Consider the following 16050-nt stretch of genomic DNA (forward strand, 5'->3'; position numbering starts at 1 on the left):
GCGCCAATGTTCCCGGATTCGTGTTGCCGCCGAGCAGAGTTGAGGCCGCGCCGGTCCTGATGGGTCCAATTGGACCCATCACGAGCCATGGCCCAACAGCTGGCCACCCACACATTTGGGTCCAATTGGACCCATTCCGGTGCTTGCGGCCAGCCGCCATCGTGTCCACGCGGATCCGCCGCGCCGCGTGTGACACACTTAGCGCGCATTACCAGAACCTGTCCTCCAGGGAGGGGATTATGACCTCAGCCGTCACGCTTGAGATCCCGAAGCCACTCGTCATCACTCTCGGCAATCTCAAGGGCGGCGCGACGAAGACCACATCCTCGTTCTTCCTCGCCTGCTACTTCGCCATCGTCCATGGACGTCGGGTGCTCGTAATCGACGCAGACCCACTGTCCCAGACCGGATACTCTTGGTATCGACGTCTCCGTGACGCCGACGTCGAACCTCCCTTTTCTTTGGTTGCCTTCCCGTCCAAGCAGATTCACCAATGCATCGACGACAACAGCGCGCTCTACGACGTAATCATTGTCGACGCCGGCGGCGAGTCCGATGAGATCTTCAAAGCGGCTGTGCGGCGCACCCAGGAATTGATCTTGATGACCGGGACGAATCCGTCAGAGTACAACCGGGTTCCCTCCACCTTCCTCGCAGCGAGCGAAGCGGCCGCTCAAGTCAGCCATGAGATCAATGTGCGGGTATTGCTGGCCAAGGTTCCGACCCAATGGCGGACCATCGATGGCAAGAAGGTCAACGTATCCACCGAACACCGCATGGCGCGTCAGGATCTCGTCGATGCGGGCTACGAGCTCTTTGAGACTTTCCTGTCCGACTGGCGGTGGTACCGCGAAGCCGCCGACGGGAAGGTCGGCAAAGGGGCTGAGAACCCAATCACCGACCTCGGCGAATATCAGGCCGTCGGTGATGAGCTCGTTGCCCGATACCTCACCGCAAAGGTGGCGTCCTAATGCCGCCGCCGAAGCGGCCGACCGGAAAAGGGACGCTAGGAGGAGGTGTCAATCCGGTCGCTGACATCAATCCGGTCGCTGACACGTCACCGCACACCCTGCCGGTTTCTCCGCTGCACAATGCTGACTGGCCGCCGACTGGAGTTACGCCTGTTACCCCGTCGACCGATCCGACGTCTGCAGTGTTCGACGCGGTGATGGAGATGCCGGTACCGGCCACGGCCGGTGAGGACGGATCCGACGCCGCGCTCACGGTGCGCGAAAAACAGCAACTCGAAGTGCTCGAGCAGTCGATCGAAGCGCTGCGGATGGCCTTCGCGGTGGCTGGCCGCGCACTGGAGATCATTCGCAATGGCAGGCTCTACCGATCGACGCATCCGACGTTCGAGGCGTACGTCGAGGACCGATGGGGCATGCAACGCGGGTACGCGAACAAGCTGATCAGGGCATGGCCGTTGGCGAACCGACTCAGCTCCCGCGCACCAGCCATCAATGAAGCGCAAGTGCGCGAACTGCTTCCGGTGGCTGACCGCTACGGCCAGGATGCTGCGATCACTGTTTACAGCGTGGTTGCCGAGGCCGACAAGGTGACCGCGGCCAAGGTCAAGGAGGCTGTGGCTGTCGTCCCAGATGGCCCGTTCGACGAGGACGAGGTCATCAAGCGCATTCGGGCGCTCCAGCAAGGACTTTCGGTCGATCCGGCAACTAAGGATGACCGGCTGGTTCTGACGCTGCGGAAGCTGGAAGGAATCACGTCCCAGCTCGTCGAGGGCTCGCGTGACCATCCTGACGAAGCTCGCGATGTTGCCCAGCGCCTGCGCGAGATCGCCGATCGGCTCGAACGGGCGGCCGAGGACTGACCTCACCCTGTTTTGCTGCTCCTGTCCTTGCGGTCGTGGCGAGGACAGGAGCAGTGTTCGTCTGCGGCCCATGCGATCAGCGCCGCTGACCTCACCGGGTGATCGTCGAGAGCGACTATTGAGTTCTGACAAGGCGTGATCGAGCTGCACGATTCTCATCCGGCGTGCCGGAGCGACAAGGCGATCTCTCGCCGGGCGAATTCTTCTGTCCTCATCCGGGCTGCGGCGCGGCCGCTGACACGCAGCCGGTTCGCTTCCCGGAACTCGGCAAACAGCTTGCGGCCCAACGAATCCGAGTTAACAGACTGAGCGGTCTTTTTTGCTCGTTCGACATCGTCGCGGTACAGCTGCTGCTCGAAGCGCTGATGGTGTTCCCTCTGGACCCGCTGGCCACGTGCGATCCTGGCAGGGGGCTCGTTGACCGGCACCCGGCGCAGCATGTGAACCAGGTAGCCGGAGGGGTTTTCGGGATCGGTGAGCAGCGTATGACCAGCGAGGCGGAATTGTTCGATCGCGGTCAACACGTCGTCGACCAGCCATCCAGCGCGGGCGTAAGGCGTGAGAACCGCGGTGAGCTTGCCCAGAGCGATTCCAGCGATCCAGTCCGGGATCCTCATGTCACCGCGGCAGTTTCGAGCGAGAGAGACGGCTTTGGAGTCCCAGATCGGTGCGCTGCGGTTGGTCTTCTTCGGTCGCGGAGCGGGATCCTCGGTCTTTTCGGGAAGTTTTTTTTCAGCCGACAATGAGAGAACAGACCTACCACCGCTTTGCGGTAGTGGGGTGTCAATTCCCAGGTCGAGCAGCTCTGCGACCGCTTTTTCATCCACAGACAGTGTGGTCGATTCATGCAGCGCCGCAACCGATGCCCACCCCCGGCCCTTGTCCTGGTGACGGTAGGACTCGAGCCGTTCGGCCTTCGTGCGGTGCCGGCCACGAAAGACGACCGTGCGTACGCCGAGCTGCACCGCGAGTCGGCGGCAGCGTTGGATCGTGGACTTCGACCTGATGACGAGGTGCTGGAGTCTGCGCACTGTCGGTCGGCAGTCGCGACCGGTAGCGATGTCGGCCGTGGCGCTTTCTGCGATGACGTAAGCCATCCAGGTCGATCGACTGATCGACGGGACGAGTCCGTCGCGGCGCAGAGCCCGGTAGTGCTCGTCGTAGAGCGCGACGCAGTGCGCCACGAATCTGACGCGCGACCACCAGCACGGCGGCGCACCAGCGTTTGAGTAAGCCTCGTCCGATAAGACCAACCGCAGCGGTCTGTCGGCGGGCGATGCCTTTTTCAGGGTAGGGGAGGGCGATTTGGCGTGTCGGTACTTGCCAGATCGCAGGCGTGCGCTACCCTGAGATCTGTCCTGGAAAGACATGATCCCCTTGGGGGTCCGGAACCCCTCTCAGCCTGGTCCGCTGTGGGGGGGTTCTTGCGTTATGGGGTATGTGGGGGAGAGGTCAGTCACCTCGCGGGCTGCTCGGCTTGGTCAGGCCGAGATCCGCTGTGGAGCTTCACCTCCTTGGTGATGCTCGCCGGTGCGCTCGGATGGGGTCAGCAGTCCGAGTTCGCGCAGCAGCGCGCGTTCGAAGAATTCCTTCTTGGCGCCTATCCGCTTGGGCAGATAGGACTGGTAGTCCTTGATGACGTCCAGCGAGAGCATGACTCCGCCTGCTTCGGTCGATCCAGAAAGGTATGTCAGGCCGACCTCGGCCGGAATCGCGGTTGTGCCGGGTCGTTCCCCGTGCACAATCGCCAGCTCGCCTTTGAGTGCGTACTCGTAGAAAGCCCTCTTGGTCCAGCCGCGGCGGTAGATCTCCGCTGCGACAGCGGTTTCCAGCGCTTCGGTGAGTCGCAGGTTCACGAACTTGCCTGGTGGTCTTGATATGGGTCGGCCCATATGAATATAGATATCTCACGTCGGCTCGAGAAGCGAGCCGACACACCCATAAATTCTCCTGGGTTGGATGCCGCGCGGGCTATCACGAAGTGCGGTGCCTGTTCAACGCATTGAGAACCTCGGTGCTCGTGATGATCTGACCGGCGCCGATGGATCGGCCGATGATCAGCAGGGCGGCTTCGTGGACCTGGTCGGCACGGTGCCGGGTTGCATTGGAGGCGACGGCATCTCGGACCACCCACGGTGTCCAGCCGAGCTCGAAGGCGTCCAGCGCGGACTTGAGGACGCAGGCATCGGTCGCGATGCCGCACAGGAACACGTCGGTGACCGCGAGATCACGTAGCGCGGAAATCGTTTCAGGGGTGAAGGCGCTGTAGATCTGCTTGTCGATGACGATGACGTTGGGCAGCTCCAGGTGCGGTACGAGCTCGTCGACGACCGCGATCTCCTCCGCACTCTGCAGGGCTGTCCAGCCTATGTAGCGCTCGTAGGGCGAGCCGGCGTAGTTGGCGAACCGCGTGATCACGATCGGCTGACCGGAGGGCGCCCAGGACCGAATCAGGTTGTCGACCACCGGGACTACCGGTGCTGAATCGGGAGTGATGAACCCGTGCTGGACGTCGATCACGATCAGCGCGGCGGTGTCGATGTTCACTAGCTCTCCTGCAGTGCGTCCATGGCCAGCTCGAGCTGTTCGATCAGGCCGCTGGTGGTGGTGATGGCTTCGCGCATCGAGTACTCCGAGCCGGTCTCCTGCGGCCGCGGTGTGAAGAGCATCGGTCGGACTCGGCGCAAGAACCGGTGCCCGAACTTCGGGTCGATCGACTCCGGCGACTCGTTGATCGCATGGGTGTAGGACCAGATCGCTTGCAGTGCGATCTCGAAGCTGACGACGCGGGGCTCCTGCAGCGCGCGAGCGGGATCGTGCGGGTGGTAGGCGACACCGGACCAGGATGCGAATCCGGTTGAGACTCCGGGAATGCCGAAACTTGCCATCTTGACGTCGGGGTATCCGGCGGCCAGGAGCTGCGCTTCGATGCGTTCGCCTGCGACCTGCGCCGCGGCGGCGTCGGGCGCATCAGGATCGATCAACACCCGTGGTGAGCAGATCAGCCGGACGGCGGTCTCGAGCGATGCGCCGACCCACGGTGCGGTGTAGATCCAGTACAAGCTCAGGATGTAGGAGCCGGTGACCGGTGCGTCTGTCAGCGAGCTCAATGTCTCGCTGGCCCACTTCAAGTCGGCGGGGTAGGTGTCATAGCGCCACAGGGCGATCGAGGTGATATCGGCTGCGTCGACCTCTTCTGCGAGGTGGATGATGACGGTGCCGAAGGCGAAGATCTTCATCGTGCAGCCAGGGCGAGCCATCGGAGCCGACCATCCGCCGAGCTTGCCGAATTCCTCGGTGGGTGTGGCATCTACAGCGGTGACGAGATCGCCGATTGCTGCCGGGGGGATCTGCGCCGCGATGAACTTGTGTGACCGGATGCCGATCTGGGTTGCGGGTGTCGGTGCCAGCGCGCTGACAGCGAGCAGGACATCTCCCGGTGGGGTGGTGCTCGACTCCCAGGCTTGGACATGGCCCGCGGCGATAGGGCGGCCGAGCTGTTGGGTGAGGCGCGTCGCGAACTCGCTGTGCGTCTGTCCGGCCCTGGTACGAGCGTCAGCGATGCGGCGGCGCGCAATTGCGGCGTAGTCGGGGCGCCACGCCGAGTGTGTTCCCAGCGCGGTCACTGACGCTGTGGACGACGTCGGCAGGTAATGAATCATCCTGCGGCCTCAGCAGACTCGTTGTGGTGCGGCAGGTCGGACAAGCCTAAGTTCGACCGTGCCTCGCCGACCAGCGCTTCGAGCTGCTGGATGTCGCGCCGAAGTTCGGGGATCGCCTTGCACTGGTCCTCCAACTCGGAGACACGTCGGCGCAGCTGCGCGACTTCAGTTTCCAGCGCCTCAGTGCGCTCGGGAATCGACGGGCCGGGCTCGGGTCGGGGGAGAACGTAGGTCCCCATGCCTTGGCGGACCTCGACCAGCCCGCGGTCGACGAGGAGTTCGACAGCCTGGTTGACCGTGCCGCCGGCGGCGCCGTAGATCTCCTGCAGCGCCCGCTTGGCGGGCAGCGTGTCGCCGACGCGGTATTGGCCATCGGCCATCTTCTTATCCAGATCGTCGGCGATCTGGACGTATTTCGAGGTGCCCATCACCGCATCATAGTCCTTCATAACTCACTTGGGTGATCTAGATGTCTATTGACTGAGCTAGCACAGTTATGAAACACTTAGATCACCGAAGCGAGAGGAACCCCCAATGAAGTCCACCGGACAGGACTCCCGATCCCGATACCTTCGCCACACCGATACCCACCACTACGCGTTCCTGGTCAGCGCGGATCGCTATGTGATCTCCTTCTGGCGCTTCGAGCCCGGCGCGGTCGTCCTGACCCGCGAGCAGGCTGTCGCCGCACTCGACCTCGCCGCACTCGTCACCCACTTCGCCGATCAGCTGCTCTTCGCCCGCACCAAGCAGGCGACGCGCCTGTGGGACAAGGTGACTCGCCTCGCCGAGGTGGTCGGCCTCGACCCGCTCGACGCTGTCCTGCGCGCAATGCAGGACCACCGCACCAGGCAGGGGTGGCTGGCGTGAACATGACCACGTGGCGTCGCCGCCGTGTCGAATCCGGCAGCGTGCAAATCACCGAATCCGCCGAGAAGGTCGACGTGGTGATCACCGAGACCTCGATCACCTCGAAATACACCCGCCAGATCGGCGTGTACGTCGGTGACGGCCTTTGGGTTGTCAGCTACCTCCCCGGACGCGAGTTCGACCTGCTCGGCGCCATCACGGCGATCTCGGCAGCCGCCGTCGCCGACAGCGTGCTGGCCGACTCCGCCGCACAACTGGGCCTGACCGCCGCCGAGCTCGTCGGCTTTATCGCGATGACGGGGGCGTTCAGATGACTCTCGCTACAGACACCGATCACGTCGTCACGAGCAGCCAGCGCACCCCGCGCAGCGCCGAGGCGCGGATCGCGATCGCCCTTTTCGTACTCCTTATCGCCTGCGTGGCAGGCGGATTCATCTTCCAGGTGCGCTACGCCGCCGCTCCCATGCCCTGCACCTACTGCCAGGAGACACCCCGATGAACCGAACTCACGAGACCACCACCATCGTCGCGACCGTGATCGCGGGCCCCTGCCGGAAAGACCCGGACCGCTTCTTTCCGGCTCGTCTAAACGTCAACAAGGTCATGGCGGCCCGCGATATGTGCGCCTCTTGCGACTTTCTGCAGGCCTGCGCCGATCGGGCCCTCGCCATGGTCGAGCGCTCCCCGGAACTGCTGGTCAGGTCGATCACCGCCGGATACCCGATCCCGACCAACCCCTCCGAAGCCCAGTTCACCGAGCTCGTCACGAATCTGCGATTCACCAGCGCGACCGGGGTTCTGGCGCCACTACGCGAGCGGAGGGCGTGATGGATCGCAAGATGAAGCCACCCCACCACGGTGGTGGGCTGGACCTGGAGACCTGGGGGCTCTTGGGGCTGGTCGGCATCGCCGGTGCAGTCTCCGGCTACACCACGCTCTCACTTGATCTCGCACAGGAGATCGGCGGTCCGACCCAGGAAGTCCCGTGGCAACCGGTCGAACTGTTGTGCGGTCTGCTGACCGACGAGCTGGTCTGGAGCACCGAGGCCACGATCGTTGCCGTCGGAATGCCCATCACCGGTTGCACGGTCTGCGCTGCGGGGATCTACGCCGCTCGACGCTGGTGGCGGAACCGGCCCACACGTCGTGACCGCAAGGCCATCGACTCCCAGGCCCAGTTCATGGGCAGGGGTAAAGAGATCGACGGCCTCAAGGAGGCCGCAGTCGCCGAGCGCGCCGCCAGCCTGCAGGTTCGTCTGCCGCAGGGATCTGTGCCCGGCGTGCTCATCGGTAACACCATCCGCCAGTCGGTCTTCGATCGGTCAGAGCCCCTGTACGGGTCCTACGAGGACCTGCACGTCGATATCTGGGGTCCGCGTCAGGGAAAGACCACGTCGCGGGTCATCCCGGCAATCATGATGGCCCCCGGCCCTGTCGTGTCGACGTCGAACAAACGCGATGTCGTCGATGCCACTCGGCTTCATCGCGAGAGTGTCGGTGACGTCTACATCTTCGACCCGCAGGGTGTGGCCGACGCCGACCCGACGTTCTATTGGGATCCCATCGCCTGGGTTGCCAGTGGCAAGACGCTGGCGCTGATGGAACAACGCGCGGCAGTGCTCACCGGACACTTCGCGGCGTCTGTCGGGGACGATCGTTCGGTCGACGCGTTCTTCGAACCCAGTGCCCGCAAGTTGCTCCGAGCGCTGATCATCGCCGCCGTCGTCGCGAAAGCGCCGATCACCAAGATCGCGGAATGGATCGACGCCGAGCACGACGATTCTCCTCGACTCCTTCTGCACAAGGCCGGGTTTCGTACCTACGCAGGAGTCCTGGCGCAGCAGTACAGTGCACCGTCCAAGCAGAAGGGCGGCGTTTTCGCGACCGCCGGGGTCATGACCGAATGCCTCAATACCGCCGCGATCGTCCCGTGGGTTACCCCGAGCCAGGACGGTGAGCAGCCGCGTAGCGCGTTCGACGTGCGGGCATTTGCCAAGTCCCGAGACACGCTGTATGCGTTGTCATTGGAAGGCGAGGGCAACGCCGGAGCGTTGGTGTGTGCGTTGACCGACGCCGTGACCGATGCTGCCATGGACCTGGGATCGCGCTCACCGCGCGGCCGTCTGTCCGTGCCGATGCTCGCCGTACTCGACGAAGCTGCCAACATCATCCGCTGGCCAGCCCTGCCGAAGCTCTACAGCCACTTCGGATCTCGCGGCATCGTCGTGATGACGATCCTGCAGTCCTGGGCGCAGGGCGAGCGCTGCTGGGGCCGCGCCGGCATGGACACCCTGTGGTCGGCGGCGACCCTGCGCGTACTCGGGTCCGGCGTCGATGATCCCACCTTCCTCGCAGGTCGCAGTGAGATCGTCGGCGACCACTACGAGAACAACGTCAGCGTCTCGAAGAGCCCCGGCGGTAACAAGTCGACCACGACCAGCCAAACCGAAACCCGCACCTTGAAGCCTTCCGACCTCGCAAAAATGCCGCGCGGGCGGGCGGTGTTGTTCTCCGCAGCCAACCCCGCCGTCCTGTTCAAGACCGTGCCGTGGTTCGAGCACGACTTCGCCGACAAGGTGGCCGCATCACTCGCGCGCTACGAGCCCAAATTCGAGGACGAGGCCACGATCGCCCCGCTTCATGTCGTGCACGACGATCTCGACACCACGGAAGGAATCTCCGCATGAGCGACGCTGATTGGGAGGAGCTGATCTCCTCCGACACACTCCCTCCAGCCCTGGCCGCGATGGCCACCGACACCGTCGAACGAGCCATCACGACTGCCTTTGCCGCGATCACCAACCCCGCGGTGACCGAGGCCCTCGAAGGGCGCGAAGAGGAAATCCGCGCGGTCGCCAAGCGACAGGTCGATCGTCTCCTGGCCGGTTCGGCGCCGGGCGGCGAGCTGCGATTCCGAACCCTCGACGAATTCGTCGAAAAGTTCGTGGCGCGTGTCTATCGCCGCGATGTCAGCGAGGGCACCGAGCGCGGGCCTTGGCGGTGGTGCTCGGAATGGTGGCAGCACGGCGAGGCGGTGGCCAAGCTGTCAGCTCTGTGGTGCGCGTTCGAAAACCTGCGCACAGGCCCGGGCACCGAGCAGGCGGTGTTCTGGGTGCAGTTCGGCGAGCCGATCCTCACCAAACTTCTCGGCGAGGAAGGTCCGTTCAAGTACTGCTACGGGGCCGCCCATTCCAAGCGCCTCGAACCCCTGCCCACGGTGCCCGCGCCGACCGGGATGTTCGCCGACGGCGCCCTGGCGCCCTCTGCCGTCGCCGCACCGGCCGCCGTCGCAACAGATCCCGTCGTCGAAGCCCTGGTCGGCGAGCCGGGCTTCCCCTGATCGTCGCATCGAGGAAAGAGCTGGACATGCAGAACCCGAACCGTGCCGCCGCTGGCGGACATCGCCGCCGCGATCCAGGTCTGACCGATATGCGTGCCGAGCTGGAAGCCACTCGCACACTGGTGAACTGCCTCAGCGCAGTCACCATGGCGTGGGACAGCGGACTGAACCCATACAGCCGGGCGATAGCGCCGATCGTGGCACAGACCCGTGCGCGTGCCGACGCCCTCGCCCCGCTGGTGCACGAGCTGCGAGACGCCACGATCGACCTGCGCGAGGCCGAAGCGGTCAGCGACCCGTTCCTGGCCTCCGCTGTCGCGCAGATGGCCGACATGGGCACAGAACACCCTGACTACACCCGACTCAGCGACAAGGTCACCGACTACCTGCTCATCACCCAGACCGCAGACACGCGGATGATCGAGCACCACCGCGCCCGATCCGACTCGGCACGGATGCAGCTGGAAGCAGCCGCCGACGGCCATGTCGCCATCGATCAGCTCGACGTCGGGTACGTCCAGATGCTCGCCGACGACATCGCCGTCGAAGACCTGTGGGCCGCTCGCGCACGACTGCACACCCTCACCTGCCGCGAACGTGACGCGCGCGGCGCCGAGGTCCAGCGTCTGGTCAGGTCCGGAATCGACATCACCCAAGCCCGCGCCGCGGTCGACACCGACTACCAGCCGACACCCGAAGCGATCACTGCCGCCCTCCCGGGTGTGCTCGGACGCCCCGCTGCGGCACCCGAAAACCGGTTGCGCACCACCGATCCCGACGTAGTCGACGCTGCGGTACTCGCCGCACGGCGCCGTCTGATCGAAACCGGCCCACTCGACGACGAATCAGTACCGCCCGCGCTCGACGACTCCGTGATCGTGCGATTCGTGCGCGCCCGCGCCGACATGCTCATGCCCGCCGCCGTCGCTGGGCACATCGCCGCGCAGGCCGCGAAAAGCGCGGTCCAGGAGGTCGCGTTCGTCGAGGCCGCGCAGGCACGAGCCAGCAGCAAGGAGATCGACCCGTTCATCGTCGACGAGCCTTTCGTCGAGACGATGCGCGCGAGGATCGCCGAACTGCAGGACGACCCACCACGCCGCAAGGCGCTGACCCAGCTGCTCTCTCAGTTCCGTGTCAATGCCAAGGCCACCGCCACCGCCAAGCTGGCCACCGAGATCGCCGCCGCGACCGAGGCCGCCGAGTCCGCGCGGAACCTGGCCGAATCCCTCACCGGAAACGCCGCCCACCTGCAGCGCGGCTTCGCCGAATACGCAGAGCAGCTCGACAACTCGGCAGACAGATCGATCGCTGACTTCCCCGCGACCGTAGCCACGGTGTCATCCACGGCTGACCCTCCCACGCCGAAGCCCTACCGGCTGGACCTGAACAACGCGACAGCCCCGCAGCGCGGCACCGCAGAGACCACAACCAACCCGCCCACAGTTGGAGTCCCAGACATGTTTTTCAGCCACAGCGAGCCCACCCAAGTCGATCACCACTCCGCCGAAGACGCCTTCGGACAACAGTTCTCAGCGCTGACCCGACTGCTCATGCAGTACGTGATGGCGTGGGCGCAAACCGGTGCCAAGAAGCGTGAGGCCTACCTCCTGGCGATGGCACGCAAGGCCGACCGCGAGCGCGAAGAAGCCCAGGCCAAGTTCGATGCCGAACGCAAAGGTGTCGAGGCGAAGCTAGCCGCTGTGGAGAAGGCCGGGTTCGACAACCTGACCCGTCGCGAGGTCGTCGCAGCAGTCGGCGACGCTGCCTCGTGGGCACCGCACAGCGCGGTCGCCACGGCGTCGATGCACTCGCTTCGAACCTACGTACACGCGCGTTTCGGCATCGTTCTCGACCTCGACGAAGCCACCGCGGTGATCGACAAGGCCTACGTGCTGGACTCCAAACTGCACAAGGCAGAGGAAGAACGGCTCTACGTTGCCCGCGCCGGCGCGGCCCAAAAGCACATGATCGACCAGGTCGTCGCCGATCCATCCATCGATCAGTCGGCACGCCGGACCGTGATCGCCCAGATCCAGGCCTGGCAGAGCGACCCCACCGATACCACCCTGCGTGCAGTCAACGAGGCGATGGTGTCGGCGGGAGTCAACGACCAGACCCGCACCAAGGTCGCGTTCACCGCGCTCTACCTGGCTGGCCGCGATGACCAGCCCGCACCGGTGGTACTGCAGCGCAAGCTCGCCGAACCCCTCGTCGCCCCAGGCGAAGCGATCAAGAACCGCCTCGACACGCTGCTCATCAGCTACCAGACCCAGTTGAAGACGGGCATCGACTCCACCGCAACACGGCGCACCATCCAGAACCTGCTGCCGCTGCTCGACAAGACCGATGTAGAGGTGGCAAAGCAGCGGGGCAACGCGATCTGGGAGAACCCCACCGGCGAGTACAAGCCGCTGTGGCCAGACCACGTCAACCGGACAGCGGTCGAAGAGGATCTGCGGTTGTACTCGATCGTCCGCCAGGCCGCGACCCAGGCACAGATCGATGTCGACTCACTAGACGCCCCCGCAGCAAAGTCCTTGGAGAAGACGAGCGCCGCGGTCAAACGCCGACTGGACAAAGTGATCGACAAGGGCGAAGGGCTCCACCCGGTCGAACGGTCCCAGCTCGAGTTGACGATGCGCGGTATCGAATCCGGCAGCGGGCGAATCCCCGAACAGATCTTCGCCGATCACCACAGTGGCGCCGCCGCCGACATCGAGCGAGCAGTCGGGCAGGCCCGAACCAGCGCCGCACATCACCAGCACACCCTGGAGACGCTGGTCGGCAAGGAGATCAGCGACCCAGTTTTACGTGCAAAGCTGGTCTCTGACAGCAACATTCAGCACCACCTCGGCCGCCTGGCCACCTCCGCCGGTGGCGCCGACCCAGCGGCGAACACGGCCGCCGAAGCAGCTGTGACTCGCCTGAATGTCTCGCTGGACGCCTACGGGATCAGCGCCCCTGTCCGAGCCGAAGTCAACGCCCGAGCCAACGCCGCGATCACCGATGCCGCGAAACACGCCGCCTCGACTGCCGCCCGCCAAGAGCGCTGGAACAAAGCCATCTACGCGCCCGTCAAATCCACGGTCGACGCACCTGTCGGACACCCGGCAGAACACAAAGAGAGCGGAGCACACGCACACCTGACACCGGAACAGATGGAGGTCATCGAAATCGCGGCCAGCACTAGATCTGAGCCACCCGAGTCCGCAGCCCGCATCGCCGGACGGCGCGGTGCCCGCAAGACCACCCCCGGCGCGGGCATGAACTACCTGGTCGACCGCGCCATCCACGGCCCCGACGAGGGCACTTCCCCCGGTACCGGCATCGGCGACTGAGCCGATCAAACAGAGACAGGAACCCCCAATGACCAGCAACGAAACCCCCAACGACACCCCCAACGACCGTGCCGGCTACATCGAGCGGGCGCTGCACATCGAAGAGCGCCTGACACGAGGGGATTGGCGGCACGACGAGACCATCGGGTCCATCACGGTCGCACGTCACGTCCGCGACCTCATCAAGGTCACCGACACCTACCTCGACGGCGCCGAAGCCGAGCGCGCCACGGTCGTGCTGTCCTCGCTGATGCGCGGTGGTACCTCGGTGGGTCTGTGGGACCGCATCCACGATGCCCGCGCCTACTCCTTCTGGCTGCACTGTGAGGTGGGCATGCCGGTGTACAAGAACGACTGGATCCGGCTGAATCCCCCACTCCACGCCCGAGTGACCGGCGCGGAGTCGTCGTACGTGCCAACCGACGTCGAAGGGCTGGACTTGACGACGGGCAGAAGCATTCTCGCGGCCGCCGAAGAGGTGGCCAAGGAAGCAGCTGACCGCCCGGTTGGGCTATTCGCCTCCAACCGGTGGCGCGATGAGCTCTCAACAGCCACGACAGCAGTCATCGCCGCAGCCAACCATTCGATCGGCCTGACCGCCGGGGAACGGTACCGCATCAACATGCTGCTCAATAGGTGGAGCGACCTCTCCCGCGAAGGCGAAGGATTCGATCCCGGAACCCTGCTGCGCGATGCGGACCTGTTCGACCAGTGGTCGCGCAACCACGACAACGATTTCGAAGGCCATCCGCTGGTCGACCTGCCCGGCGTCAATGTCCATCCAGCGTCTGACGTCGACCTCGACGACCGGATCCAGGCCGTCACTGCAGCCGATATCTCCTACGAAGAGTTCAATCGACGTCTCACCGAGTTCGTCGACACCGCACCGACGTTGGACTACGAATCCTCTGCCGACGGCGGCGCCGATGGTTCGCGCGTCGACGAGGCGATCGTGATGACCGCGACTGCGCTGTGGGCCGGGCACACCCAAACGCTCACCCCGGCAGAGGTCGATCGAGCCCGGAAGATCATCTCCGCGGTCGGAGCTGAGGAAGGCGCCAAGTGGCGCACCCTGCTGCCCGCACAGGTCATGGACGCCGTCGTCGATTCGAATCGGTTCACCGAGTTCACCAACGCGGTGCAGCGTGGCTACTACGCCGAGGTGGAGGGCCGGTACCTGCGACAGCAGCCCGAGTACACCGGCATCATCGACCTGGACCCGATCATCGAGATCGCCGGATCATCCATCTCCAACCTCGAACCCCACCAGTTCGTGGCGCGGGAGGAACTGCGCCAGCACGTCGAAGGCGCAGAGAAGTACGTCAGCGCGAACGCGCGCGGCCTCAATCTCGACCAGCTGGCAGCCTTGGCGCAACTGATCGCCACTGCCCGCGCCAGCGCCTCGATCTCCGGTGCCGAATCCGCGCGCCTGGAGGTCGCGCTGATGGCACTCACCGACCCGACCGAGGACAACCCCGCCCGCGCCCGGCGCGAGAAGCTGTGGGAGGTAGTTGAAGACATCGGTGCGTTTCAGACCTTGGCGGCAACGCTGCGTCACCGCGCTCCCGTCGAGCGCGGTGAACAGACAGAAGTCGCGGTCGAGGAAACATCCGTGGCCTCACTCGATACCGAGCCGTACTTTGACGACAGCGACGAAACTCGGTGGAAGGCAGCCGAGGAGTACAACGAGGGCCTGGCGTACGACGCCTATGTCCAGGACGTCGTACGGGAAGCGATCGATGCACCAGAGGCGCCGAGCCCAGCCGACATCGACGCTGAGCCCGAGGACGTGATCCGCGAACTCATTGACATCGCGCGAGTTCAAGCGCGGGAGCTCGCGAATCTGCAGAAGCAGATCGATGACATTGTCGCCCGTCCCGAACCAGTTCAGGCGAGCGTGGACACCGAGGTGTCCAACATTCCTGCTGACCTCAAGGAACAGCTCGAAGCCGCCTTCTCCGGCCGCGCGCACCCGCCGGCCGCCGCGGTGGGAACCGGCACCCGACCGGCCCACCAGCTCCTCGCCACATTGGCCGAAGGCGCCGTGGAACTCAACGCAGACAAAGCAGTCGAGGACCCCGGAATCGGCGCCGCCTGACCGAGACCACGGCGGCCATATGCCGCCACACCGAAAGTGCCGAGACCAAAGCGATGGTCTCGGCACTTTCGTGCGCACACACAAAATTGTGCGAAAGAGTCCAGGCCCAACGCATTTAGGATCGAACTTCAAGCCATGTCAGTGCCAACCAGCACGATGGCTCGAGGGGAAATCATGCGGGCCGACACCCGCAACAACTGGTCACCGACCAGTAGCAGGAGGGAACACCGAAATGACAACCGCCCACCCCGAATACGACATCGACCCTGAAATTCGCGCCGAGGTCAGCAGAATCCGACGCGAATGGATCGGAATGGACCCGCAACAGACCCCGGTCGAACGCGAACGCCAGATCGATGAGGAATCCGCGCACCTGACAGCCCTGGTCGCTGAGATCACCGATCAGAGCGCCCACGGATTCCTCGTCGATCAGTGGCGAGCCGACCACCCGGGCAGCGATCCCGACCAGACCACCGTGCTGGCGCTGATGACCACCGCGCAGCGCAGCGCCCGCCAGCAGGTCCTCGAAGAGCACCTCTATTCGCAGCTGACACCGGAGATCCTCGAACAGCGGCGCAGCGAGACCGCCGAGTTGGTCGGAGCGGTCGCCGCCGAGATCGAGTCCGCGCGCACCGCCGCCGATCCCGACCGCTGGCGTCGGCGGATGGTTCAGCCCACCGAGCTCGCTGAACAAATCGTCACCGCGGCCTGGGGTTTGAGCCGGTCGATGGACTTCACCATCTTGGCGCTGGCGCTGATCCAGCAGCGCCTCGACGACAACGCACCCACACCGATCAGTTCGGTCGATCCGCTCGTCGACGACCTCACCGACCTGATCGAAGCGCAACTCGACCAGGAGGCAGAGCCATCAACGCCAACACCAACGAGCTAATCGGCAAATGGGCGAAGGC

General features: G+C 64.7%; 16 protein-coding genes. 11 read left to right on the forward strand and 5 right to left on the reverse strand.

The window, feature by feature from the left end; translation table 11 throughout:
* The first annotated feature begins 239 nt into the window (after positions 1-239).
* Both IBJ82_RS29155 and IBJ82_RS29160 read left to right on the forward strand, forming a co-directional pair.
* Positions 240-971 (forward strand): ParA family protein, encoded by a 732-nt coding sequence (locus tag IBJ82_RS29155; RefSeq protein WP_194829197.1) that lies wholly within the window; start codon positions 240-242, stop codon positions 969-971.
* The gene (locus IBJ82_RS29160; RefSeq protein WP_194829198.1) at positions 971-1831 is read left to right on the forward strand and encodes a hypothetical protein; all 861 of its coding nucleotides are present in this window, start codon (positions 971-973) and stop codon (positions 1829-1831) included. The genes IBJ82_RS29155 and IBJ82_RS29160 overlap by 1 nt, the downstream gene beginning before the upstream one ends.
* A gap of 155 nt (positions 1832-1986) precedes the next feature.
* Here the strand turns inward: IBJ82_RS29160 and IBJ82_RS29165 are convergent, their stop codons facing one another.
* The 5 genes from IBJ82_RS29165 to IBJ82_RS29185 form a co-directional block, all read right to left on the reverse strand.
* Entirely contained in the window at positions 1987-3201 is a 1215-nt protein-coding gene (locus IBJ82_RS29165; RefSeq protein WP_194829199.1) for a hypothetical protein, read from the reverse strand.
* Positions 3202-3312: 111 nt separating this feature from the next.
* Entirely contained in the window at positions 3313-3687 is a 375-nt protein-coding gene (locus IBJ82_RS29170) for a hypothetical protein (RefSeq protein ID WP_194829200.1), read from the reverse strand.
* Between the two features lie 118 nt (positions 3688-3805).
* Positions 3806-4378 (reverse strand): isochorismatase family cysteine hydrolase, encoded by a 573-nt coding sequence (locus tag IBJ82_RS29175; RefSeq protein WP_194829201.1) that lies wholly within the window; start codon positions 4376-4378, stop codon positions 3806-3808.
* Positions 4378-5457, reverse strand: a complete 1080-nt coding sequence (locus IBJ82_RS29180; protein ID WP_194829202.1) for a hypothetical protein — start codon at positions 5455-5457, stop codon at positions 4378-4380. Before IBJ82_RS29180 ends, IBJ82_RS29175 begins: the two co-directional genes overlap by 1 nt.
* 32 nt (positions 5458-5489) lie before the next feature.
* A complete protein-coding gene (locus IBJ82_RS29185; RefSeq protein ID WP_194829203.1) occupies positions 5490-5921 on the reverse strand; it encodes a GntR family transcriptional regulator in 432 nt (143 codons plus the stop codon).
* A gap of 106 nt (positions 5922-6027) precedes the next feature.
* Between IBJ82_RS29185 and IBJ82_RS29190 the strand changes: the two genes are divergently transcribed.
* The 9 genes from IBJ82_RS29190 (at position 6028) to IBJ82_RS29230 (ending at position 16031) form a co-directional block, all read left to right on the forward strand.
* Entirely contained in the window at positions 6028-6363 is a 336-nt protein-coding gene (locus IBJ82_RS29190) for a hypothetical protein (RefSeq protein WP_194829204.1), read from the forward strand.
* The gene (locus IBJ82_RS29195) at positions 6360-6677 is read left to right on the forward strand and encodes a hypothetical protein (protein WP_228537872.1); all 318 of its coding nucleotides are present in this window, start codon (positions 6360-6362) and stop codon (positions 6675-6677) included. Before IBJ82_RS29190 ends, IBJ82_RS29195 begins: the two co-directional genes overlap by 4 nt.
* The gene (locus IBJ82_RS29200) at positions 6674-6862 is read left to right on the forward strand and encodes a hypothetical protein (protein ID WP_194829205.1); all 189 of its coding nucleotides are present in this window, start codon (positions 6674-6676) and stop codon (positions 6860-6862) included. The genes IBJ82_RS29195 and IBJ82_RS29200 overlap by 4 nt, the downstream gene beginning before the upstream one ends.
* Positions 6859-7191 carry a WhiB family transcriptional regulator gene (locus tag IBJ82_RS29205; RefSeq protein ID WP_194829206.1) on the forward strand — a complete coding sequence of 111 codons (333 nt, stop codon included), beginning with the start codon at positions 6859-6861 and terminating at the stop codon, positions 7189-7191. Before IBJ82_RS29200 ends, IBJ82_RS29205 begins: the two co-directional genes overlap by 4 nt.
* Positions 7191-9050, forward strand: coding sequence for a type IV secretory system conjugative DNA transfer family protein (locus IBJ82_RS29210; protein ID WP_194829207.1), 1860 nt, complete (start codon positions 7191-7193; stop codon positions 9048-9050). Before IBJ82_RS29205 ends, IBJ82_RS29210 begins: the two co-directional genes overlap by 1 nt.
* Complete coding sequence (locus IBJ82_RS29215; RefSeq protein ID WP_194829208.1) at positions 9047-9703, forward strand: DUF4913 domain-containing protein; 657 nt, start codon at positions 9047-9049, stop codon at positions 9701-9703. Before IBJ82_RS29210 ends, IBJ82_RS29215 begins: the two co-directional genes overlap by 4 nt.
* Before the next feature lie 26 nt (positions 9704-9729).
* A complete protein-coding gene (locus tag IBJ82_RS29220) occupies positions 9730-13041 on the forward strand; it encodes a hypothetical protein (RefSeq protein WP_194829209.1) in 3312 nt (1103 codons plus the stop codon).
* Between the two features lie 28 nt (positions 13042-13069).
* Positions 13070-15139 (forward strand): hypothetical protein, encoded by a 2070-nt coding sequence (locus tag IBJ82_RS29225; RefSeq protein WP_194829210.1) that lies wholly within the window; start codon positions 13070-13072, stop codon positions 15137-15139.
* A 232-nt stretch (positions 15140-15371) separates the two neighbouring features.
* Positions 15372-16031: a hypothetical protein gene (locus IBJ82_RS29230; RefSeq protein ID WP_194829211.1), complete on the forward strand. Its 660-nt coding sequence runs from the start codon at positions 15372-15374 to the stop codon at positions 16029-16031.
* Positions 16032-16050: the final 19 nt, after the last annotated feature.

It is taken from the genome of Nocardia sp. XZ_19_231 (assembly GCF_015355705.1).
In the GTDB taxonomy this organism is placed as follows: Bacteria; Actinomycetota; Actinomycetes; order Mycobacteriales; family Mycobacteriaceae; genus Nocardia; species Nocardia salmonicida.